The sequence below is a fragment of the Streptomyces sp. NBC_00554 genome (genome assembly GCF_041431135.1).
GTDB lineage: Bacteria > Actinomycetota > Actinomycetes > Streptomycetales > Streptomycetaceae > Streptomyces.
Map to the genome: position 1 here is coordinate 3,079,952 of NZ_CP107799.1, position 23,610 is coordinate 3,103,561.

At 69.2% G+C, this 23,610-nt stretch carries 15 protein-coding genes; 8 read left to right on the forward strand and 7 right to left on the reverse strand.

Going from position 1 to position 23,610, the window contains the following annotated elements:
- Position 1 precedes the first annotated feature (1 nt).
- The 3 genes from OG266_RS13225 to OG266_RS13235 all read right to left on the reverse strand — a co-directional run bounded on the left by OG266_RS13225 (position 2) and on the right by OG266_RS13235 (position 7,192).
- Positions 2-3,760: a LamG-like jellyroll fold domain-containing protein gene (locus OG266_RS13225; RefSeq protein ID WP_371545745.1), complete on the reverse strand. Its 3,759-nt coding sequence runs from the start codon at positions 3,758-3,760 to the stop codon at positions 2-4.
- Positions 3,761-4,209: 449 nt separating this feature from the next.
- Positions 4,210-4,533 carry a hypothetical protein gene (locus OG266_RS13230; protein ID WP_266474868.1) on the reverse strand — a complete coding sequence of 108 codons (324 nt, stop codon included), beginning with the start codon at positions 4,531-4,533 and terminating at the stop codon, positions 4,210-4,212.
- Between the two features lie 4 nt (positions 4,534-4,537).
- A complete protein-coding gene (locus OG266_RS13235) occupies positions 4,538-7,192 on the reverse strand; it encodes a glycosyltransferase family 1 protein (protein WP_371545747.1) in 2,655 nt (884 codons plus the stop codon).
- Positions 7,193-7,577: 385 nt separating this feature from the next.
- On the opposite strand from OG266_RS13235, the gene OG266_RS13240 reads away from it, so the two are divergent.
- The 5 genes from OG266_RS13240 (at position 7,578) to glgB (ending at position 17,123) form a co-directional block, all read left to right on the forward strand.
- Positions 7,578-8,780 (forward strand): S8 family peptidase, encoded by a 1,203-nt coding sequence (locus tag OG266_RS13240; protein WP_371545749.1) that lies wholly within the window; start codon positions 7,578-7,580, stop codon positions 8,778-8,780.
- A 195-nt stretch (positions 8,781-8,975) separates the two neighbouring features.
- Positions 8,976-11,279 carry an alpha-1,4-glucan--maltose-1-phosphate maltosyltransferase gene (locus OG266_RS13245; RefSeq protein ID WP_371545751.1) on the forward strand — a complete coding sequence of 768 codons (2,304 nt, stop codon included), beginning with the start codon at positions 8,976-8,978 and terminating at the stop codon, positions 11,277-11,279.
- On the forward strand, positions 11,276-12,976 hold the full coding sequence (gene treS / locus OG266_RS13250; RefSeq protein WP_371545753.1) for a maltose alpha-D-glucosyltransferase: 1,701 nt from the start codon (positions 11,276-11,278) through the stop codon (positions 12,974-12,976). The genes OG266_RS13245 and treS overlap by 4 nt, the downstream gene beginning before the upstream one ends.
- 107 nt (positions 12,977-13,083) lie before the next feature.
- On the forward strand, positions 13,084-14,490 hold the full coding sequence (locus OG266_RS13255) for a phosphotransferase (protein WP_371545755.1): 1,407 nt from the start codon (positions 13,084-13,086) through the stop codon (positions 14,488-14,490).
- Between the two features lie 38 nt (positions 14,491-14,528).
- A complete protein-coding gene (gene glgB, locus OG266_RS13260; RefSeq protein WP_371545757.1) occupies positions 14,529-17,123 on the forward strand; it encodes a 1,4-alpha-glucan branching enzyme in 2,595 nt (864 codons plus the stop codon).
- Positions 17,124-17,325: 202 nt separating this feature from the next.
- Here the strand turns inward: glgB and OG266_RS13265 are convergent, their stop codons facing one another.
- The 4 genes from OG266_RS13265 to OG266_RS13280 all read right to left on the reverse strand — a co-directional run bounded on the left by OG266_RS13265 (position 17,326) and on the right by OG266_RS13280 (position 21,090).
- On the reverse strand, positions 17,326-19,608 hold the full coding sequence (locus tag OG266_RS13265; protein WP_371545758.1) for a UvrD-helicase domain-containing protein: 2,283 nt from the start codon (positions 19,606-19,608) through the stop codon (positions 17,326-17,328).
- Between the two features lie 150 nt (positions 19,609-19,758).
- Entirely contained in the window at positions 19,759-20,073 is a 315-nt protein-coding gene (locus OG266_RS13270; RefSeq protein WP_266463702.1) for a co-chaperone YbbN, read from the reverse strand.
- Positions 20,074-20,087: 14 nt separating this feature from the next.
- On the reverse strand, positions 20,088-20,516 hold the full coding sequence (locus tag OG266_RS13275) for a MerR family transcriptional regulator (RefSeq protein ID WP_329545405.1): 429 nt from the start codon (positions 20,514-20,516) through the stop codon (positions 20,088-20,090).
- Between the two features lie 28 nt (positions 20,517-20,544).
- Positions 20,545-21,090 carry an Lrp/AsnC family transcriptional regulator gene (locus OG266_RS13280; protein WP_266454077.1) on the reverse strand — a complete coding sequence of 182 codons (546 nt, stop codon included), beginning with the start codon at positions 21,088-21,090 and terminating at the stop codon, positions 20,545-20,547.
- 82 nt (positions 21,091-21,172) lie between these two features.
- Between OG266_RS13280 and OG266_RS13285 the strand changes: the two genes are divergently transcribed.
- From OG266_RS13285 to OG266_RS13295, 3 genes are all read left to right on the forward strand, one after another.
- Entirely contained in the window at positions 21,173-22,078 is a 906-nt protein-coding gene (locus tag OG266_RS13285; protein WP_371545761.1) for an NAD-dependent epimerase/dehydratase family protein, read from the forward strand.
- 1 nt (position 22,079) lies between these two features.
- Positions 22,080-22,970: an aldo/keto reductase gene (locus OG266_RS13290; protein WP_371545762.1), complete on the forward strand. Its 891-nt coding sequence runs from the start codon at positions 22,080-22,082 to the stop codon at positions 22,968-22,970.
- A 133-nt stretch (positions 22,971-23,103) separates the two neighbouring features.
- A complete protein-coding gene (locus OG266_RS13295; protein WP_266454083.1) occupies positions 23,104-23,577 on the forward strand; it encodes a carboxymuconolactone decarboxylase family protein in 474 nt (157 codons plus the stop codon).
- Positions 23,578-23,610 lie beyond the last annotated feature (33 nt).

Genomic DNA, 23,610 nt, shown 5'->3' on the forward strand with positions numbered 1-23,610 from the left:
GTCAGTAGCCGACGAGCGTTTCCACCTGAGTGGCGTCGGTCACCGCGCCCGCCCACAGGCGGATGTCGGTGATCTTGCCGGACAGGGGGTTGCCCCATGCGCCGTCGGCATAGCCCTTGCCCACGGCGAACTCGCCGCTTCCGACGGAGGCGGTGTAGGCGAGCGGCTCGCCCTGGCGGTCGCTGCCGACGAACAGCGTGATCTGGCGGGTGTGCGCGTTGTAGGCGCCGACCAAACCGACCTCGCTGTCCAGAACCGCGAAATCGGCGCTGACGACGGAGGTGCCGGTGCCGTTGGAGGTGAGCTGGCCGAAGTACCAGCGGGCCGTCGGGAACGTGCGGGTAACCGGGAGGCCGTTGTCGTCCAGGACCGGGTAGCCGTCAGCGTCCAACACCGGCACGCTGCCCGTGCCGGTCTTCTCCACCCACAGGCTCCACGCAGAGCCGGTCGCGGTGCGCTGGCCCAGGATCTGGGCGCGGTAGCCGACTGGCTTGTCCGTCAACGCCTCGGTGTTGACGCTCGCTGTGGTGGCCACGGTGAAGGAGCCGTTGTCGGAGACCAGCGGCCGCGACGCCGTCGCCGTACCCGCCGTGCTGTCCAGAACGAGGGCTTCGCTGTCCAGAACGAGGGCTTCGCCGTCCAGAGACGCACCCTCGGAGAGGGTGAGGTTGTTGCCGTAGCCGGATGTGTCGGTCAGCGTGGTGCCAGTCGCCCCTTCCGGGGTGTACTGGGCGACGAGTTCGGCGTACGCCTTGCCCGCCGCGTCGGTCGGGTTTGCCTCACGGGCGATCAACTCGGGCGTCAGAGCGTCCTGCCACACGGTGACCTCATCCACTTCGCCGGGGAAGTAGTCGACATAGGAGCCCTTGAACTTCACGCGGCCGATCTGCAGCGCGCCTGCCGCCGACCAGTTGCCAGTGGTGAGGGTGTCGCTGCCCTGCGCGACGCCGTTGACGTAGAGGGTGAGTGTCTTGGCGCTGGTGTTGACCACCGCCGCCAGATGCGTCCACACCTTCACCTGCGGCGCGTCCAGCGAGTTCACCCGCTGGTTGTCCATCGGACTGGTCGCCGCGTCGACATCGGCCAGGCGCAAGCACCACCGGTCCGCCGCGAGGCAGTAACCGAGGAAGAACGGGCTGTAGTAGGTGCCGTCCTGGCCCAGGACGGTCGCCGTGGTGCTGGCGGCATCCAGCCGCACCCAGGCCGAGACGGTGTACGACGCCTGCGTCTCCAGGACCTTCCCAGTGGTCGCGGCATACGAGGTGCCGCCGACCTTCAGCGCCTTGTCCTCGCCTGTCACGCCGTTGTCGGTAACCACGCCACGCCGGCCCGTATTCACGCGGGTCGCACCGCTGATGGTCGCGTCGTCCCGCAGGGCCGTGGAGGTTGCGGAGACGTCGACGGCGGCGCCGGAAGCCTCGTTGAACGTCCACTTGCCGACAGGACCCTCACCCTCGTCGACCAGGAAACGGACCTTGTTCTGCCCTGTCCTCCCCGCCGAGTCCTTGGCCAACACCTCCAGGAAGATGGTGCCCGAGTCGACAGGGGTGATGGTCTCGCTCACTGTCGCCCCCGTCTTCCAGGGCCGCCAGGCGCTGTCCGTGGACAGCTTGTAGGCGTAGGCGGTATTCGTGTCCCCGCTGGCGGGCCCGAACGTCACGTCCCCCGGCGTACCCGGACGCCCCTTGGGGGTGCAGTCGCCACCGGTCACACACACGGAGTACGTCGAGGTGAAGGTCACCGTCGGCGGCTTCGGCGCGGTGCTGTCGATGGTGAAGTAGCAGAACTGCGTCGCCGTACCACCCAGAATGCTGTCCCCACTGTTGTAGTACGAGCGGGTCCACGCACGGTAGCGGTACTGCCCCTTGTCCGCCAGCGCCGCGTTCCACACCTTGTTCTGATCGACGCCGTCACCGACATACCCGCTGGTGGGACTCTCAGAGCCGGTGGACGGCTCCTTCGCGTCCGACCAGGTGCCGTCCGCGTTCTTCACGTCGAGATCGAAGTAGACGCGCAGCGAGGCCGAGCCCTCACCGCCCGCGACCGTCTGCGGCGTGGCAGCAAGGTTCGGGGTGGGGTCGTGCCACATCGTCGGCGCCGTGGAGCTCTTGGAGCAGATCTCGTCGGTGCCGGTCTCCAGGCCGTACTCAGTGGGAACGGCCGGCTTGCCGACGTACACCACGTCGATGACCGCGTCGTCGTCGAACCGCTTCCACGCGATCGGGTCCGACTCGTCCTTGGCCTTCAGCATCAGCGTCAGCGTCTTGAACTTGCCGTCCGCGAACGCCTTCACCGTCGAGGTGAGGTTCTCGTCCGGCTCAGGCGCATAGTCGTTGAACTCGATCGGCTTACGCGGCTGCGACGGGCTGCATGCGTCACCGCGGCCGGCCGAGACGTTCCGGTCACCCATCTGATCCCAGGAGTTGTCCGAATTCGGGCCACCCGGACCCGGCCAACGCGTCGAGGACGAGATGCCGTCCGTGCGCTCAAGGTCCACCCAGCGCGCGTCACACGAGAACGACCACGTCTCCGTCACCGCGAACGTCGCGTCCAGCACCTGCTTGCCCTTGAGCTTGCCCGGCGCGAACTCGAAGTACATGCGGTTTGTGTAGGCGCTGCCGGTAGTACAAGCGTAGATGTAGCCGCCGATCACCGCCTGGCCGCACCGGCCCACACTCATGCCGTTGTTACCGCCGGAGAAGTTGTAGAACACGTCACCGTCCGAGGACAGCACTGTCCGCTCGGATTCGTTCATCTCCACCGACGGATCGATATAGAGCGGCAGCTCGGAGCTCGTCGTGTCCGCGATCAGTCCGGCGTCCGGGATGACGGTGACCTGAGTCTGTGTCACGTCCACGTCCATCACCGCCGCTTCGTCCCCGGCTCCGGGACCTGCGAACGGGTCGCCTTCCTCGACCGGCCCGGCGGGACGCTCCTCGGCCGGGGCCGCCGACGGGCTCTCCTCCGAGGTCGCCGCAGGCACTTCGGCCGACGAGGCCCTGACGAGCGGGCGCACCGCGAGGCTCTGCGCGCTCACGCCCTCACTGTCCGCGGCCTTACCGGCGGAGTTCCACATCCGCGCCGAGGGCGAACGGAAGACGACCTGCCCGTTGCCGTCGACGGCCTCCATGCTCCCGGCCGAGCCCTCACGCACCCGCAGGCCCTCGACGCCCATCGAGTACTCCAGCGATGCCAGCGCCGGATCCTTAGCAGCCTCCAGCGTCTCGACCTCCAGCACCTGCCGGAAGCCTTCGACCGTCGCCGTCAGGATCAGGTTCACATCCGGGCGCACGTCCTCGTAGACCGCGCGCGTGCCCTCCAATCGCGGCTCCGGCAGCGTCCCGGGCCAACCCAGAGTGACCGACTGTCCGTCCTCCGCGATCGTCACCAGATCTTTGCCGCTACCCCCACCAGAAAACGACAGGTCCACCGTGGCCGCTTTCGGCCCGACGGATCCGTCAGCCCGCTTCACGAGCGTCGCATCCGGGGCAGTCCAACCACCATCGGACTTCTGCACCCGCACCGGAACAATCGACTTCCGAAGCGTGAACGTCCTGCCGTCCGGGTTGGCAAATACCGTCTCCCGCTCGGTGCGCTCCCCCACCACCTCGACCTGACTACCCGACTCGGCCGCCTGTTCCTGCGCGCGCTCCGACTCCGTCAGATCGCCACTCTCCGCGGCAACTGCCGTCTGCGAGGCCAGCATCGGCGTCACCGTCGGAACCGTCGCCAGTACGGCAACCACTGTCAGCCACGCCAAGCCGCCCCGGCGCCTGCCAGATCTGCTTCGGGCACGCTGTCGACCATCCCCCACTGCCCCACCCCTTGCCCACACATGATCTACACAGTTGGTGCTCATGACACATGTAGGGGTCAACAAGTGTCAAGGGAAAGGTAAAAGCGTGGCGATGCGGGCGGGAACAGTTGTCGCGAACACCCCGATTTACAGGTCACCGTGCCCAACCGCGCCGTGTCAGGCGGGCGCGCACTCCTTCTCCAATACAGCCGGCATCGCGGATCACGCCCGGCAGTTGGGCTTGGAAGGGCCGCTGAAGATCGAGACACGCTCGCGGTGCAGGCGCCGAGCCGGTTCCTGCGGGGCGCTTCGCTCTGCCTGACCGACACGCGTACGCCCAGCGGTGCGGGAAGGTGCTGCGGCGACTGTGCGCGCCGTTCGAGCAGATCTGACCGGCACCGGACCCCTGACGGTCACAGCAGCCGGGCCACGAGCACCGTCACGCCGGCCGTCCCCCACGCCGCCACGACGCCGAAGACCAGTTGGACGAGGTCCCACTGGACGCGGGGCACCCAGCGGCCGGCGCGTCTGCGCAGTGTGGCCCAGCGGGCGATGTCCGGCCTGCCGGTGAAGAACGCCGCCGCGGCCGTGCCCAGGACGAGCCCGGCAGCGGCGGCGGGCACGTCCGGAAGCGGGGCGTACGAGGTCGCCACCACGGCCGCGCCCAGCCCGCCGAACAGCCAGGCCCCGCACCCGATGAGCAGCACCAGGGTGGCGCCCCTCTTGTCGAGGATCACTCGCTCACCTCATCAACACCCCGGCCGCCTCCACCAGTTCCTCCGACGGAACCGCCACAAGACCCAACTCCGCGCTGGATGCCAGCAGTCGGTGCGCGGGCAGGATCCGCACGGTATATCCGAAGGGCCCGGTCCTGTCCAGGGACAGCGGCCCCTCGTACACCCAGCGTCCCTCCAGGTCCGGGCCGCCCGCGGGCTTCAGCGGCACGGCCACCGCGTCCGCGATGCGGTCGTCGGAGTCGACGCGGCCCGCGACGGCCTGGACCTCGACGTCGTCGGGGCCGAGGTCGCCGAGGCCGACGCGGACGCGGACGGAGAGGGTGGTGCCGAGTTCGGCGGTGGTCGTGGCGGAGGCGGCCTCGACGTGGTCGACGGTGACGTGCGGCCAGGCCGAGCGGACGCGGGACTTCCAGGTGGCCAGCTCGCGGGCCGTGTCCGCGGTGAGGGAGCGGTGGGCGCGGGCGGCCGGAGCGTACAGGCGCTCCACGTATTCACGCACCATCCGGCCGGCCAGGACCTTCGGGCCGAGGTGGGTCAGCGTCTGGCGGACCATCTCGATCCAGCGGTCGGGCAGGCCGCCCTGGCCGCGCTCGTAGAAGCGCGGGGTCACCCGCTGCTCCAGCAGGTCGTAGAGCGCCGCCGCCTCCAGTTCGTCACGGCGGTCGTCGTCCTCCCCCACTGCCGAAAGCGTGGGGGTGCCCCCAGCCGTGCCGTCGGCGGTCGGGATCGCCCAGCCGAAGTCGGGCTGGAACCACTCGTCCCACCAGCCGTCCAGGACGGACAGGTTGAGGCACCCGTTCAGCGCCGCCTTCATGCCGGACGTACCGCACGCCTCCAGCGGGCGCAGCGGATTGTTCAGCCAGATGTCGCAGCCCGGGTACAGCTTCTGCGCCATCGCCATGCCGTAGTCGGGAAGGAAGACGATGCGGTGGCGTACGCGCGGGTCGTCCGCGAACCGGACGAGTTCCTGGATCAGGCGTTTGCCGCCGTCGTCGGCGGGGTGGGCCTTGCCCGCGATGACGATCTGGATCGGCCGCTCGGGATGCAGCAGCAGATCCATCAGCCGGTCGCGGTCCCGCAGCATCAGGGTCAGGCGTTTGTACGAGGGGACGCGGCGCGCGAACCCGATGGTGAGGACGTCGGGGTCCAACACCCCTTCGATCCAGCCCAGTTCGGCCGTACCCGCGCCGCGCTGGCGCCAGGAGGCGTGCAGCCGTTCCCGTACCTCGACCACCAGCTGCTCGCGCAGCACGCGCCGCAGATCGAAGATCTCCTGGTCCGCGATGTCGGCCACCGCGTCCCAGCGCTCCGAGCCGCCGACCGTCATCGCGTCCTCGGCGCGCTGGGCGCCGATCTGCCGGGCGCCGAGCCGGAAGACCTCCGGCGCCACCCAGGTCGGCGCGTGCACGCCGTTGGTCACCGAGGTGATCGGGACCTCGTCCGGGTCGAAGCCCGGCCACAGGCCCGAGAACATCTCCCGGCTGACATGGCCGTGCAACAGCGAGACGCCATTGGCCCGTTGGCCGAGCCGCAGCCCCATCACGGCCATGTTGAAGAGGTTCGGCTCGCCGCCCGGGTAGGTCTCCATGCCCAGGCCCAGGATGCGTTGGACGTCGATGCGCGGGAGTTCGGCGTCCGGACCGAAGTGGCGGGCCACCAGCTCCCGGTCGAAGCGGTCGATCCCGGCGGGCACGGGCGTGTGGGTCGTGAAGACCGTACCGGCCCTCACCGACTCCAACGAGGCCTCGAAGTCCAGCCCCCCGTCGGCCAGTTCGGCGATCCGCTCCAGACCCAGGAACCCCGCGTGCCCCTCGTTCGTATGGAACACCTCGGGCTGCGCATGGCCGGTGAGCCTGCAGTACGTCCGTACCGCGCGCACCCCTCCTATGCCGAGCAGCATCTCCTGCAGCAACCGGTGCTCGCTGCCGCCGCCGTACAGCCGGTCGGTCACCCCGCGTTCGCCGAGGTCGTTCTCCTCGACGTCGGAGTCGAGCATCAGCAGCGGCACCCGGCCGACCTGCGCCAGCCAGACGCGGGCCCGCAGCGCCCGCCCGCCGGGAAGGGCCAGCGAGACCTGGGCCGGTGAGCCGTCGCTCTCGCGCAGCGGCACCACCGGCAGCTCGTTCGGGTCCAGGACCGGATAGTGCTCCTGCTGCCAGCCGTCCCGCGACAGGGACTGCCGGAAGTAGCCGTGCCGGTAGAGCAGCCCCACGCCGATCAGCGGAACGCCCAGGTCACTGGCGGCCTTCAGGTGATCGCCCGCGAGGATGCCGAGGCCTCCGGAGTACTGCGGCAGCGCTGCCGTGATGCCGAACTCGGGCGAGAAGTAGGCGATGGCGGCGGGCAGTTCGGGGGTCCCGGTCTGGGTCTGATACCAGCGGTCGCCGGTCACGTAGTCGCGCAGATCGTCGGCGGCCGCGGCGAGCCGGCGCAGGAAACGCCGGTCCTCCGTGAGCTCCGCGAGACGCCCGGGCGACACGGAGCCGAGCAGGCGCACGGGGTCGCCGTCGGAGGCGGCCCAGCGCTCGGGGTCGACGGACTGGAAGAGATCACGGGTCTCGGCATGCCAGGACCAGCGCAGATTGCGCGCCAGGTCACTGAGCGGGTGAAGGGCTTCGGGGAGTACGGGTCGGACGGTGAACCTGCGGATTGCCTTCACTGGTGTGCACCTCTTTGCGCCTAAACCGGCGCCGCTCTCGCGGACCCGGTTGCTCGCCGTCGGGGTACCTCAACTGATGGTTGCGCCGAGTGGTCCTCAATGAAGCCACCGCCCTCGACGGTAGCGGTCAAAGGCCTCCGTAACCACGGCGCATCGAGGGTCTCGAAGGCCGGGCCCCGGCAATCACTCCCCCGGTTACTTCTGCGGAAATTCGTCGCAACGTTCACGTGTACCCCACGACGGATATGGCTGATTCCGCCTGCATGGGCGGCCTTGTGGCTATTCGCACCGCACGAGAGGCTGCCCACTGGCGTACCTCCCGACCTCGGCCCGCACCGGGCCGTCCCCGGCCGCGTACGCCGAATTGAGGAGGGGAACTCAAGTCATGGCACAGACGGAAAAGAGGCGTCTGCGCTGGGCGGGAGGTCTCACCGCGGTTGCGACGGCCGCGGTGCTTTCGGCCATCACCCTGCCCGCGCACGCCGCCCCGGAGGGGCAGATAGTCGGCGCCGGCGCTCCCGGCTCCGTCAGCGGCAGTTACATCGTGACACTCAAGGGGGGAACCAACGCTCCGTCCCCAGCGGGCAGAAGCATCGCGGAGAAGTACGGGGCGAGAATCAGCCACGCCTACGGCACCGCCCTCAACGGCTACGCGGTGACGGTGGACGAGAAGCAGGCCCGGCGGCTCGCGGCCGACTCCCGCGTGGCCTCGGTCGTGCAGGACACCAGGGTGGCGCTCGACCACAGCCAGAAGAACCCGCCCACCTGGGGCCTCGACCGCATCGACCAGCGGGGCCTGCCGCTGAACAAGAGCTACACATGGCCGGAGTCGGCGGGCAAGGGCGTAACGGCGTACGTCATCGACACCGGCATCCGGATCACGCACAAGGACTTCGGCGGCCGGGCCAGCTACGGCTGGGACTTCGTGGGGAACGACAAGACCGCCAAGGACGGCAACGGCCACGGCACACACGTCGCCGGCACCATCGCGGGCACCAAGTACGGCGTCGCCAAGAAGACCAAGGTCGTCGCCGTCCGCGTCCTCGACAACAACGGCGCCGGCACGACCGCGCAGGTCATCGCGGGCATCGACTGGGTGACGAAGCACGCCAGGAAACCGGCGGTCGCCAATATCAGCCTCGGCGGGTACGCCAACGCCCAGCTCGACGCCGCCGTACGCAACTCCATCGCCTCCGGTGTGACGTACGCGGTGGCGGCGGGCAACGACGGACTGCCGGCCGGTCTCTACTCCCCCGCCCGGGTCAAGCAGGCCCTCACCGTCGGCGCGAGCGACAGGACCGACGCGCGGGCGAGCTTCTCGAACACCGGCGCCATCCTTGACCTGTTCGCGCCCGGAGTGGCGATCACCTCGGCGTCGTACGCCAGTGACACGGGGAAGGCGACCTACTCGGGTACGTCGATGGCGAGCCCGCACGTCGCGGGCGCGGCCGCGCTCTATCTGGCCGACCACACCAGGGCCACCCCGGCACAGGTGGGCAAAGCACTGGTCAAGCAGGCGGTTCCAGGCAAAATCTCTGGCGCGGGTCTGGGTTCGCCGAACAGGTTGCTCCAGGTCGGCACCCCCTAGCACGCTGCGGGAACAGGCACCGGCCTCGCCCTCACCGGACGAGGCCGGTCCTGTGTGTAGACATACGCGTGAGTAGTTAACAAAGTGCCGGTTGCCCACCCGAATAGGGTGGGAAGGCTCCCCCGGTACGCCCCGCAGACCTCACCTCCCCACACCCTCATCCGCCCACCCACGTTGACGCGGACAGGAGCGGTCATGCCCGCCACGCACCACACGTCGCCACCCCCGACGACCAGCCCTGACACATCCCCCATACGCACGGCCGACGCCGGTCGCCGCAAGCCGGAGAAACCCTCCGCCGGCACCGACACCGGGCCCGGCACCGGAAGCAGCAGCACCGCAGCCGCCGCGATCCCGGAGACCGAAGAGACCACGGCGCCCGTCACACCCGTGGCCCCCGTCGCGCCCGTCGTACCCGTCGCACCCGTCGCACCGATCAAGACCACGGAGGCCAGGGAGACGGTCGCGCCCGTCCCACCCGTCGCGACCATCGGCCGCATCCCCCTCCTCGACGTGCACCCGGTCGTCGACCACGGCCGATGGCCCGCCAAGGCGGTGGTCGGTGAGGCCTTCGAGGTGTCGGCCACGGTCTTCCGCGAGGGCCATGGCGCGGTCGCCGCGAACGTCGTCCTGCGCGACCCGGAGGGCCGCACAGGACCCTGGACCCCCATGCGCGAGCTGGCCCCCGGCACCGACCGCTGGGGCGCCACGGTGTCCGCCGGGAAAGAGGGCCACTGGACGTACACGGTGGAGGCATGGGGCGATCCCATCTCCACCTGGCGCCGGCACGCGGGGATCAAGATCCCGGCCGGCATCGACACCGAACTGGTCCTGGAGGAGGGCGCGCGTCTCTACGAGCGGGCGGCCACCGGAGTGCCGAAGAGCAAGGGGCGCCGGGAGACCCTCCTCACGGCGGCCGACGCGCTGCGCGACGTGGAACGCCCCGCCTCGGCCCGCCTAGCCGCCGCCCTCACCCCCGAGGTGGACCGGGTCCTAGCCCGCCATCCGCTGCGCGAACTCGTCACGTCCTCCGAGCCGTTGACGCTGAAGGTGGAGCGCGAAAGGGCGCTGTACGGCGCCTGGTACGAGTTCTTCCCGCGTTCCGAGGGCACGCCCGAGCGGCCGCACGGCACGTTCCGTACCGCCGCCGAGCGCCTGCCCGGCATCGCGAGGATGGGCTTCGACGTCGTCTACCTCCCGCCGATCCACCCCATCGGCAGCACCTTCCGCAAGGGCCCCAACAACACGCTGTCCGCGGGTCCGGAGGACGTCGGCGTGCCCTGGGCGATCGGCTCCCCGGAGGGCGGGCACGACGCGATCCACCCGGATCTCGGCACGATCGACGACTTCGACGCGTTCGTACGCCGGGCAGCGCGCGAAGGGATGGAGATCGCCCTCGACTTCGCGCTCCAGTGCTCCCCCGACCACCCGTGGGTGCAGAAGCATCCGGACTGGTTCCACCACCGGCCGGACGGCACGATCGCATACGCCGAGAACCCGCCGAAGAAGTACCAGGACATCTACCCGATCGCCTTCGACAAGGACATGCCGGGCCTGGTCCAGGAGACGCTGCGGGTGCTGCGGTACTGGATGAGTCATGGCGTACGGATCTTCCGCGTCGACAATCCGCATACGAAACCGGTGCTGTTCTGGGAGCGGGTGATCGCCGACATCAACCGCACCGACCCGGACGTGATCTTCCTGGCCGAGGCGTTCACCCGGCCCGCGATGATGCACACCCTCGCCAAGACCGGTTTCCAGCAGTCGTACACCTACTTCACCTGGCGCAACACCAAGGAGGAGCTGACCGAGTACCTGACCGAACTGTCGGGTGATGCGGCCGCGTACATGCGGCCCAATTTCTTCGTCAACACCCCCGACATCCTGCACGAGTTCCTCCAGCACGGCGGGCGCCCGGCCTTCGAGCTGCGGGCGGTGCTCGCCGCGACGCTGTCGCCGACGTGGGGTGTGTACAGCGGTTTCGAACTCTGCGAGGGCACCCCGCTGCGCACCGGGAGCGAGGAGTATCTGGACTCCGAGAAGTACCAACTCCGGCCCCGGGACTGGGAGTCGGCGGAACGTGAGGGTCGTAGCATCGCGCCCCTGCTGGGCAGGCTCAACGCGATCAGGCGCCGCAGTCCGGCCCTTCGCCAGTTGCGCGATCTCCACTTCCACCACACGGACCAGGAGTCGGTGATCGCGTACTCGAAGTCCGTCACGGATGCAGGGGACGACACGGGCGCACGCGGTTCGAACACGGTTGTGGTGGTGGTCAACCTCGACCCCCACCACACCCAGGAGGCGACGGTCTCGTTGGACATGCCGCAACTCGGCCTGGACTGGCACGAGTCCGTGCCGGTGCGCGACGAGCTCACCGGCGAGACCTACTACTGGGGCAGGGCGAATTATGTGCGCCTCGAGCCAGGGCATAGTCCCGCGCACATCCTCACCGTCCTGCGACCGTCCTCACCGCAGATCGGAGGGTCACCCACCACATGATCGTCAACGAGCCCGTCCCGGATACGTTCGAGGACACCCCGGCCAAGGACCGCGATCCCGAGTGGTTCAAACGCGCCGTCTTCTACGAGGTCCTGGTCCGCTCCTTCCAGGACAGCAACGGCGACGGCATCGGCGACCTCAAGGGCCTGACCGCGAAGCTGGACTACCTCCAATGGCTGGGCGTGGACTGCCTCTGGCTGCCACCCTTCTTCAAGTCCCCCCTGCGCGACGGGGGCTACGACGTCTCCGACTACACCGCCGTCCTCCCCGAATTCGGTGACCTCGCCGACTTCGTGGAATTCGTCGACGCCGCCCACCAACGCGGCATGCGCGTGATCATCGACTTCGTCATGAACCACACCAGCGACCAGCACCCCTGGTTCCAGGAGTCACGCGCCAACCCCGACGGCCCCTACGGCGACTACTACGTCTGGGCCGACGACGACAAGCAGTACCAGGACGCCCGCATCATCTTCGTCGACACCGAAGCCTCCAACTGGACCTTCGACCCCGTCCGCAAGCAGTACTACTGGCACCGCTTCTTCTCCCACCAACCGGACTTGAACTACGAGAACCCGGCCGTGCAGGAGGAGATCACCTCCGCGCTCCGCTTCTGGCTCGATCTGGGCATCGACGGCTTCCGGCTCGACGCGGTGCCGTACCTCTACCAGGTCGAGGGAACCAACTGCGAAAACCTTCCGGCAACGCACGAGTTCCTCAAGCGGGTCCGCAAGGAGATCGACACGCACTACCCGGACACGGTGCTGCTGGCTGAGGCGAACCAGTGGCCGGAGGACGTCGTCGACTACTTCGGCGACTACGCCGCCGGCGGCGACGAATGCCACATGGCCTTCCACTTCCCCGTCATGCCACGCATCTTCATGGCGGTACGCCGCGAGTCCCGCTACCCCGTCTCGGAAATCCTCGCCAAGACGCCGGCCATCCCGTCGGGCTGCCAGTGGGGCATCTTCCTGCGCAACCACGACGAGCTCACACTCGAAATGGTCACCGACGAAGAACGCGACTACATGTACGCGGAATACGCCAAAGACCCGCGCATGCGCGCCAACATCGGCATCCGCCGCCGCCTGGCCACCCTCCTGGACAACGACCGCAACCAGATCGAACTCTTCACCGCCCTGCTGCTCTCCCTGCCCGGCAGCCCGATCCTCTACTACGGCGACGAGATCGGCATGGGCGACAACATCTGGCTCGGCGACCGCGACGCCGTCCGCACCCCCATGCAGTGGACACCGGACCGCAACGCAGGTTTTTCCTCCTGCGACCCCGGCCGCCTCTTCCTCCCCACCATCATGGACCCCGTCTACGGCTACCAGGTCACCAACGTCGAAGCCTCCATGTCCTCCCCCTCGTCACTGCTGCACTGGACCCGCCGCATGATCGAGATCCGCAAACAGAACATGGCCTTCGGCCTCGGCTCCTACACCGAACTCCAGTCGACCAACCCCGCCGTCATCGCCTTCCTCCGCGAATACAAGGACGACCTCGTCCTCTGCGTCCACAACTTCTCCCGCTTCGCCCAACCCACCGAACTCGACCTGAGCGCGTTCAACGGGAGGCATCCCGTCGAACTGATCGGCGGGGTCCGCTTTCCCGCCATCGGTGACCTGCCGTACTTGCTGACGCTGGCGGGTCACGGCTTCTACTGGTTCCGGCTCCGCAAGGACGCCGCCTAGAACCCAGGCGGGGCGGTTTCCCCCGCCCCGCCCGGGGCACGCATGAGTAACACCCCGACTCCCCCGGCCTCCGGGTCCCGAGTTCCCTGGGGAAAGGACGCGACGTCATGTCGGAAGCCGTAACCCACTCGTCCACGGCCCCGGTCGCACATTCCGAGCTGCTCGCGTCCCTCGATCCGCTGCTGCGGGAATGGCTGCCACGGCAGCGCTGGTTCGCGGGCAAGGGTCGTCCGGTGACCGGATTCTCGCTGGTCGCGGCCACCGAACTGCTGCCGCCGACCGGCCAGTTGGGTCTGCTCCATCTGCTCGTACGCGCCCATCAGCCGATCACTCCGACGCAGGGTGCGCTCCCGCACCCGAGCGACTGCTACCAGCTGCTGATCGGGGTGCGCGAGGCGCTGCCACCGAGGCTCGCGCCCGCGCTGATCGGGCATCTGGAGGACGGACCGCTGGCCGGTCGCACGGTGTACGAGGCGCTGCACGACCCGCGCCCCGCCGACGTACTCCTGGAAGCCCTGCGCGCTCAGGCCCGTATCGGCGAGCTCCGCTTCGAGCACGACCCGGGCCAGGAGTTCCGGGACGATCTGGTGCCTCGCCTGGTGACGTCGGAGCAGTCCAACTCCTCGATCGTCTACGGAGATACGTTCATCCTGAAGCTGTTGCGGCGGATCGTGCCGGGGATCAACCCCGACCTGGAACTACCGCTGGTGCTGTCCCGGCAGGGCTGCGCGCGGGTGCCGGAGCCGGTGGCGTGGATGGTGGCCGAGCTGGGCGAGGAGACGTACACCCTGGGCGTGCTGCAGCCCTTCGTCCAGGGTGCGACGGACGGCTGGGAGCTGGCCCTGCGCGAACTGGCCAAGGATGAGGACTTCGGTGCCGAGGCGCGGGCGCTGGGCCGCGCCACCGCCGAGGTGCACACGGCGCTCGCCCGGGCACTGCCCACGGTCACCCTGGGCCACGCGCAGATGAAGCCACTCGTCGACGGCATGACCCAGCGCCTGGACGCGGCCGTACAGGCGGTACCCGCGCTGCGTCCGTACGCCCCCGGCCTGCGCACCGCCTTCGAGGCACTGGCCGGCCTGGCCGCCGAGGGCGCCACCTGGACCGCGCAGCGCATCCACGGCGACCTCCACCTCGGGCAGGTCCTGCGCTCCCCGTCCGGGGAGTGGTCGCTGATCGACTTCGAGGGCGAGCCGTCCAAGCCGCTCGCCGAACGCCGGATGCCGCAGCCACCGGCGCGGGACATCGCGGGGATGCTCCGCTCCTTCGACTACGCGGCCCACTCGCACCGCCCCCTGGTCCCCGGCTGGGCCGACACCTGCCGGGCCGCGTACTGCACCGGTTACGCCGAGGTCGCCGGGCTCGACCCGCGCACCGACCCCGTACTCCTGCGCGCCTACGAGACGGACAAGGCGGTGTACGAAGTCCTGTACGAGGCCCGGCACCGCCCCGACTGGCTCCCGGTACCGCTGTCGGCGGTGCGCAGGCTCGCGGCGGACGCCACCGCCCCCTGACCGCCCCCGCCCTTCAACCTCCCGAGGAGGCCCTGCCCGTGACGCCCCGCCCCCCGTCCGACGACAGCCCGAAGAAGACCAGCGCGAAGAAGCCCGGTGCGGAGAAGACCGGCGCGAAGAAGTCGGATGCCTTGAAGAAGACGGCGACTCCCGCGAAGGAAGCCGCCTCCGCCGAGGGGAAGCCCACGGCCAAGAAGACGAAGGCGGCCGGCGACAAGAAGGCTGGGGGCAAGGCGACCGTGAAGGCATCGAAGAAGACACCGGGGTCCGTTCCGGAGTCGGTTGAGGTGGGCGTTCCGGAGACGGTCGAGGCAGGTGCTCCGGAGGCGGTCGAGGCAGGTGCTCCGGAGGCGGTTGAGGTGAGCGCTCCGGAGTCAGCTGAGGTAGACGCTCCAGAGTCGGTCGAGGTGAGCGCTCCGGAGTCGGTCGAGGTGGGCACTCCCGTGTTCGCCGGTGTGCACCCCGGCGACCGCGAGCGGCTGCTCGGCGGCACGCATCACGATCCGCACGGGGTGCTCGGGGCGCATCCCGTGCCGGGCGGTGTGGCTTTCCGGGCCTTCCGCCCGTACGCGCTGACGGTGACCGTCGTGACGGACGAGCTGCGGGCCGAACTGCACGACGACGGGGACGGTTTCTTCTCGGGCCTGCTGCCGCTGCGCGCCGTACCGTCCTCGTACCGCCTGCTCGTGGCGTACGAGGGGACGGTCCAGGAGACCGAGGACCCGTACCGTTTCCTGCCCGCGATCGGCGAGTTCGATCTGCATCTGTTCGGCGAGGGCCGCCACGAGCAGCTGTGGCGGGCGCTCGGCGCGGAGCCGATGGTGCACCAGGGCGTGACCGGCACCCGCTTCACGGTGTGGGCGCCGAACGCGCGCGGCGTCCGGGTGGCCGGCACCTTCAACTTCTGGGACGGCACGGGATATCCGATGCGGTCACTCGGCTCATCCGGGGTGTGGGAACTGTTCGTGCCCACGATCGGCGAGGGCGAGCTCTACAAGTTCGACATCACCCGCTCCGACGGTTCCCGGACCCTGCGGGCGGATCCGATGGCCCGGCGCACCGAGGTGCCGCCCAACACGTCGTCGATCGTCACCGCGTCCCACCATGAGTGGAGCGACGAGGCGTGGATGGCCGAGCGGGGTCTCAGGGCGCCGCACGAAGCACCCTTCTCCGTGTACGAAGTCCATCTGGCGTCCTGGCGGCCGGGCCTGACCTACCGCCAACTCGCCGAGCAACTCCCCGCGTACGTCTCCGACTTGGGCTTCACGCATGTAGAGCTGATGCCGGTGGCCGAGCATCCCTTCGGCGGGTCGTGGGGCTACCAGGTCACCGGCTTCTACGCCCCCACCGCCCGCCTGGGCACCCCGGACGACTTCCGACACCTCGTCGACGCGCTGCACCAGGCCGGCATCGGCGTCCTCATGGACTGGGTCCCCGCCCACTTCCCCCGCGACGACTGGGCACTCGCCGAATTCGACGGACGCCCCCTCTACGAGCACGAGGACCCGCTGCGGGCCGCCCACCCCGACTGGGGCACCCTGGAGTTCGACTACGGACGCCGCGAGGTCCGCAACTTCCTCGTCGCCAACGCCGTCTACTGGTGCGAGGAATTCCACATCGACGGCCTCCGCGTCGACGCCGTCGCCTCCATGCTCTACCTCGACTACTCCCGCGAACCCGGCCAGTGGACCCCCAACGAACATGGCGGCCGCGAAAACCTCGACGCCGTCGCCTTCCTCCAGGAAATGAACGCCACCGTCTACCGCCGCAACCCCGGCATCGTCACCATCGCCGAGGAATCCACCGCCTGGGACGGCGTCACCCGGGCCACCCATCACATCGGCCCCGGCGGATTCGGCGGCCTGGGCTTCGGCCTGAAATGGAACATGGGCTGGATGCACGACTCGCTCGACTACGTCTCCCACGAGCCGATCCACCGCAAGTACCACCACAACGAGATGACCTTCTCGATGGTGTACGCCTACAGCGAGAACTACGTCCTGCCCATCTCCCACGACGAAGTCGTCCACGGCAAACGCTCACTCGTCTCCAAGATGCCCGGCGACTGGTGGCAGCAACGCGCCACCCTCCGCGCCTATCTGGCCTTCATGTGGGCCCACCCCGGCAAACAACTCCTCTTCATGGGACAGGAATTCGCCCAAGGCGCCGAATGGTCCGAAGCCCACGGACCCGACTGGTGGCTCCTGGACCCCGCCTACCCCGCCGAACCCGACCACCGCGGCGTCCGCGACCTCGTCCGCGACCTCAACACCACCTACCAGCACGAACCCGCCCTCTGGCAACGCGACACCGACCCGGCAGGGTTCACCTGGATCGCCGGCGACGCCGCCGACGACAACGTCTTCGCCTTCCTCCGCCACGACGCCGACGGCACACCTCTGCTGGCGGTGTCCCACTTCTCCCCGGTGGTCCGCCACGGCTACCGCTTCGGCATCCCCGAAGACATCCCCGCCTGGCACGAAATCCTCAACACCGACACCGCCCAATACGGCGGCAGCGACGTCACCAACCCCGACCCGGTCAAACCCGAACCCCACCCCGCCCACGGCCGCCCCGCCAGCATCCAACTGGCCCTGCCCCCACTGGCAACGATCTGGCTCCGCCCCGCGTAGGGCATTCTTTCGCCCCCTCCGCCCCTACCCATTCCCGTTCCTTGGGGGCTCCGCCCCCAAACCCCCGCTCCTCAAACGCCGGAGGGGCTGGATTTAGCCCGTCCGGCGTTTGAGGACGAGGCCGTCCAGGCCGAAAGCGGGGGTCTGGGGGCGGCAGCCCCCAGAAACGGGACGGGTAGGGGCGGAGGGGGCGAAAAACCCCTTACGCCACCCCGGCCCCCCTCAACACCCCAGGCAGCTCCCCGCGATAAAGCACCCCCACCACCTGCGTAGCCCGAGTCAGCGCCACATACAGATCACTCGTCCCGAACCCCCCGGGCTCAACCACCAACACCGAGTCGAACTCCAACCCCTTGGCCTGCCGAGGATCAAGAAGCACGACCGCACGAGTGAGATCGGGCGACTCCCCCACCGTCACCCCGTCCAGCCCCCCGGCAAGGACCCCGTGCAGCCCCCGCGGCGCAATCACCGCAAGCCGCCCCTCCGCAGGCGCCAACTCGGCAACAGCCTTGGCGACAGCGCCCGGGAGGTCATCAGAAACGCCGCGCACCCACGGCCGTACGCCAGTACTCCGCACGGACCGAGGCGGCTCGAACCCAGGATGCTCCGCCCGCAGCACCCCCGCCGCAAGGTCCATGATCTCGGACGGAGTCCGGTAGTTGACGGCGAGCCGGACGTGCTCCCACCGGTCCCCGACGTAGGGAGAGAGGATCCCCTCCCAGGATCCGACCCCACCCGCTTCGGAGGTCTGCGCGGGGTCGCCGACGAGCGTCATCGACCGCGTAGGACTCCGCCGCATCAGCAGCCGCCAGGCCATGGGCGACAGTTCCTGGGCCTCGTCCACGATGATGTGCCCGAACGCCCAGGTCCGGTCGCCGGCAGCCCGCTCGGCGGCGCTGCGGTGGTCGTCCTCCTCGTGGCGCTCGGCCATCCGCTCGGCGTCGATGATGTTGTGCGCGGAGAGGACCTCGGAGTCCTCCTCGTCCTTGTCCTCGAACTCGTACGTACGGGAGGCGTAGGAGACGTCCAACACGCCTTGCGCGTAAGCGATTTGACTACGCCGTTCCTGGTCGGCGAGGGCCCGGGCCACCCGGTCGTCCTCGCCCAGCAGCTCCGCCGCCTCGTCCAGCAGCGGAACGTCCGCGGTGGTCCACGCGCGCGTGACCTCCCGTCGAACGGCGTCCGCGTCCCCGTCCGGCAGATAACCGTCGGGCTCGGCGAGGAAGTCGGCGACCACTCGCTGCGGAGTCAGCCGCGGCCACAACTGCTCGATCGCGTCCCAGACTTCGGGGTTCTCGGCCAGCTCGTCACGGATCTGCGTGATGTCGCTCGCGTCGAGGAGGTTCGAGCCGTCGAAGGGATCCGTGCCGATGCGTTCGGCCAGCATGTCGGTGAGGGTGTTGAGGATGTGGCCCTCGAAGTGCTCACGCGCGACGTTGTGCGGCAGTTGGGCCTCGCGGGTGCGCTCGCGGGCGACCCGTACGAGCCCGGCGTCGAGCATGAGGATGTCCCGGTCGTGCTCGATGGCGATGACGGGGTCGGGAAGGGCCTGCCGGTCCCGTACGACGGCGGCGAGCACCTCGGCCATGTCTGCGCGCCCCTTCACGGCAGCCGCTTCGGAGGTGTCCGTGGCGGTCGCCTTCACGCCGGGGAAGAGTTCCCCGATCGTCGCGAGGAGCACACCCGTCTCGCCGAGCGAGGGCAGCACCTCGCCGATGTAGCCGAGGAAGGCGGGGTTCGGACCGACGATCAGGACGGCACGCTTGGCGAGCAACTCCCGGTACTCGTACAGCAGATAGGCGGCACGGTGCAGCGCGACGGCCGTCTTGCCGGTGCCGGGACCGCCCTCGACCACCAGCACACCCTGGTACGGCGCGCGGATGATCTGGTCCTGCTCGGCCTGGATGGTCTGCACGATGTCGCTCATGCGCCCGGTGCGCGCCGAGTTCAGCGCGGCGAGGAGCACCGCGTCGCCGCTCGGGTCCTCGTGCCCGGTGCGCTCGTGGTCGCCGAGGTCGAGGATCTCGTCGTGCAGGTCGGTGACCTGCCGCCCGTCGGTGGTGATGTGCCGGCGTCGGCGCAGGCCCATCGGGGTGTGTCCGGTGGCCAGGTAGAAGGGGCGGGCGACCGGGGCCCGCCAGTCGATGAGGATCGGGGTGTGCTCGGTGTCGTCGGCGCGGATGCCGAGACGGCCGATGTGGTGGCTGACGCCGGAGGTGAGGTCGATACGGCCGAAGCAGAGCGAACCGTCCACGGCGTTCAGCGCGGCCAGCAGCCCCGAGCGTTCGGCGACGAGCACGTCCCGCTCAAGGCGCGCCTGCATGGGCGTGTTGCCCTGCCCGAGCGCGTCCACGACGGAGGCCTCCGTGACACCGCGCAGCGCGTCCACGCGTGTGTACAGCCCGTCGATGAATTCCTGCTCGATCCGCAATTCGTCGTCGGTGAATCCTGTGGTGGAGTCTGTGTTTGAGCCTCTGTTTGACAATTCCACTCCCGGCCCGATATACTCTGCTCAGTGAACTTCTCCGCGATTCAATCCCCTTGAAGTCGCGAACCATTAAATATACGCAAGGAAATCCCCCGAGCGCAATTGCTCGGGGGATTTCTTTTGCGCGGCCGGGTCCGCCGGGCGGACTCACATCACCTCGGACAGCTCCTCCAGAAGCCGCCGCTTCGGCCTGGACCCCACCATCGACTTCACCGGCTCACCACCCCGGAACACCATGAACGTGGGCATCGACAGGACGCCGTACGCCAGCGTGGTCCCCGGATTCCTGTCCACATCCAGCTGTACGACCTTGAGCCGGTCGCCCTCCTCGGCGGCGAGGGCGCTCAGCACCGGCGCCATCTGCCGGCACGGCGGGCACCAGTCGGCCGTGAACTCCACCAGCACGGGCAGCTCCGCCCCGATCACCTCCGCCTCGAAGTCCGCGTCCGTCACCTCGGCCACACCCGCTGCCTTGATCACCGCGTCCGCCCTCCCAGTTCGCATACGGGTTCCGGGCCACCCGGAACCCCTGCGTCGGCCGCCAGCTCGTCACGCGCCCGCTCCGCCCGCGCCAACTGCTCGCCGACCGTCGCGCGTACCGCCACCAACTCGTCGATCACCGCGTCGAGTTCACCGAGCTTGCGCCGGTAGACCTCGAGCGACGCGGGGCACGAGTCGCCCTCCGGGTGCCCGGCCCGCAGACACTCCACGAAGGGCCGCGTCTCCTCCAGGTCGAACCCGAAGTCCTGCAAGGTCCTGATCTGCTGCAGCAGCCGCAGATCGCCCTCGTCGTACGTCCGGTACCCGTTCTCGCCCCGCCGCGCGGGCAGCAGCCCCCGCGACTCGTAGTACCGCAGAGTCCGCGTGGAGGTCCCGGCCCGCGCGGCCAGCTCGCCGATTCGCATACCGCGACGGTAATCCTTGACGCCGACGTCAAGGCAAGGATGTTGTCGGGGGTGTCCCGTGGGCGGGCGGCAGCAGCGGCTTCCGTTCCACCGGGGACGACAGGACGATCGATGTCGTCGTGCGGCCGAGGGCGGAGGTCTGCTCCAGGACGTCCTCCAGGTGGATGGTGTCCTCGACCACGACCTTGAGGATCCAGCAGTCCTCACCGACGACGTGGTGGACCTCGACGACCTCCGGGCGGGCGAGGAGTTCGAGGGTCCTGGGGTGCTTCAGGGTGTAGCCGCCGTGCGGGTTGACGCGGATGAATGCCTGGATGCCGTAGCCGAGGCGGGGCGGCGAGACGTGGGCGCCGTAGCCGGTGACGGCGCCCGTCGACTCCAGGCGCCGGACGCGTTCGGCGACGGCAGCCGGGCTCAGCCGGACACGGCGGCCCAGCTCACTGAGCTTGATCCGGCCGTCGCTCTGCAGCAGTTCCAGGATCTGCCGGTCCAGCGCATCGAAGGCCGCCGACGTTTCGTTGGCGGCGGCGCGCAGATGCCGTGGTTCCTTCGGTGCCGCGGCCGGAACTCCCATGACTCCCCCTTCAGACCTCACTGTCACCTCGGGAGAATTATGACCACAACAGCTCAGGGATTGTTTTGCGGGGAGGCACAGCGTGCGCGAGGTATGCGTCATTGGCGGAAACCGGTATTTCGGAAAGCGGGTGATCGCCCGGCTGATTGCCGCCGGAGACCGGGTCACCGTCATCAACCGCGGTTCGTCGCCGCCGCCCCCGGGGGCAATTCACCTCGTCGCCGACCGCAATGACGAGAAGTCCCTGGAAAGCGCGCTGGGTTCGCGTGCGTTCGATGTCGTCATCGACCAGGTCTGCTACACACCCAGGCAGGCCGAGATCGCGCGACGCGTGTTCGCGGGCCGCACGCGGCGGTACGTCATGACGTCCACCGTCGAGGTGTACGAGTACGAGGACTCGGCGGCCCTCGTGTCCGAGGATGCCGTGGACCCTCGTACGGTCGCCGTCGACCTCGAACTCCCCTGGGACGAACCGGAGTTCCTCGACACGCACTACGGCGAGGGCAAGCGGCAGGCCGAGGCGGTCCTCGCGGCCGCCGGCCCCGGGTTTCCGTACGTGGCCGTGCGCGTCGCCCATGTCCTGGGCGGAGACGACGACTTCACCGGCCGCCTGGACCACTACACCGACCGCATCCGCACCGGCGAGCCGATCGCCGTACCCGCCGCGAACCACCCCGCCACCTACATTCACGTAGAGGAGATCGCGGACTTCCTCACCTGGACTGCGGGCGCCGAATTCACCGGTCCGGTGAACGCCGCCTCCCACGGGGTGCTCACCACCGAGGAGTTGTGCGCGGCGGTGGCCGTCCACCTCCCGGAGGGCAGGACGGTCTTCCGGAGTGTCGAGGTGGGGGACGTCTCGCCGTTCTCGTTCGCGCGGTCGTACGGGATGGACAACTCCCGTGCGACGAAGCTCGGTTTCACCTTCGGCGAGGCGCGGGAATGGCTGCCGCGGGCGGTCGCCGAAACACTCGGAAAGGACAACTGACGTGCACTACAGGCTTCTTGGAGACCTCCGCGTCGGCGCGATCGGCCTCGGTGCGATGCCGCTGTCCATCGAGGGCCGCCCGGACGAGGCGCGTGCCGTCGCCACCGTGCACGCCGCCCTCGACGCGGGCGTCACGCTGCTGGACACGGCGGACTCCTACCACCTGCCCGGCGAGGAGCCCGGCCACAACGAACGGCTCGTCGCCCGCGCGCTGGCGACGTACGGCGGCGACACGGCCGACCTACTGGTGACCACGAAGGGCGGGCGCGGCAGACCGGCCGACGGAAGCTGGACGGTGACGGGTTCCCCGCGCCACCTCAAGTCGGCCGCGGAGGCATCCCTCAAGCGACTCGGCGTGGAGGCGATCGGCCTCTACCAACTCCACAAGCCCGACCCGGCCGTCCCCTTCGAGGACTCGCTCGGCGCCCTGCGCGAACTCCTCGACGAGGGCAAGATCCGCCTCGCCGGAATCTCCAACACGACCGTCGCCCAGATCCAGCAGGCCCACGCGATCCTCGGCGACCGCCTGGCCTCGGTCCAGAACCAGTACTCCCCCGCCGTCCGCGACAGCACCCCCGAACTCCGCCTCTGCGCCGACCTCGGCATCGCCTTCCTGCCCTGGAGCCCCCTCGGCGGCATCTCCCGCAGCTCCCTGGACGGCCCGTCCGAGCCGGAGCCCGATCCCCGCTTCAACGCCTTCCACGAACTGGCCCGCGCCTACGGCGTCACCCCCCAACAAATCTGCCTGGCCTGGCTGCTGGCCACCTCACCGACCGTGCTCCCGATCCCGGGCGCCAGCCGCCCGGAGACGATCCGGGACTCCGCGGGGGCGGCGGACCTGGCACTGACACCGGCCGACTTGGCGAGGCTCGACGGGGCGGCGGGGCGCTAGGAGCTGGCTGCCGAACGCTCCGGGTCCGAGACGCGCGTCACATTCGCCCATGTCGCCCTCGCTCATGTCACAAACCGCCGAGCCGGCCCGTCACAGAGGTGTATCCGCAGGCAATTGCAAGGGAGTGCACACCATGGAAGCTCGGTTGAACCTCTTCACCAACCCGGTCGCAGCCAAGTTCGGGAAGCACATCGTCGCCGCGGGCAGGGTGCTCGCGGACTCGACGGTGCCGGTCTCGACACAGGAGCTGGTGAAGCTCCGCGCCAGCCAGATCAATGGCTGTGGCTTCTGCACCGACATGCACACCAAGGACGCCGCACACGCCGGGGAGACCTCGACGCGCCTCAACCTGGTCGCGGCCTGGCGCGAGGCCACGGTGTTCACCGATGCCGAGCGCGCCGCCCTGGAGCTGGCCGAGCAGGGCACCCGCATCGCAGACGCGGCCGGCGGTGTCACGGACGAGGCCTGGGCGAACGCCGCCAAGCACTACGACGAGGAGCAGCTCGCCGCCCTGATGTGCACCATCGCCCTCATCAACGCCTTCAACCGCATGAACGTCATCGTCCAGCAGCCCGCTGGCGACTACCAGCCCGGCCAGTTCGGATAGACGAGAAGCAGCCGACGGCCGGGGCCCTCATGC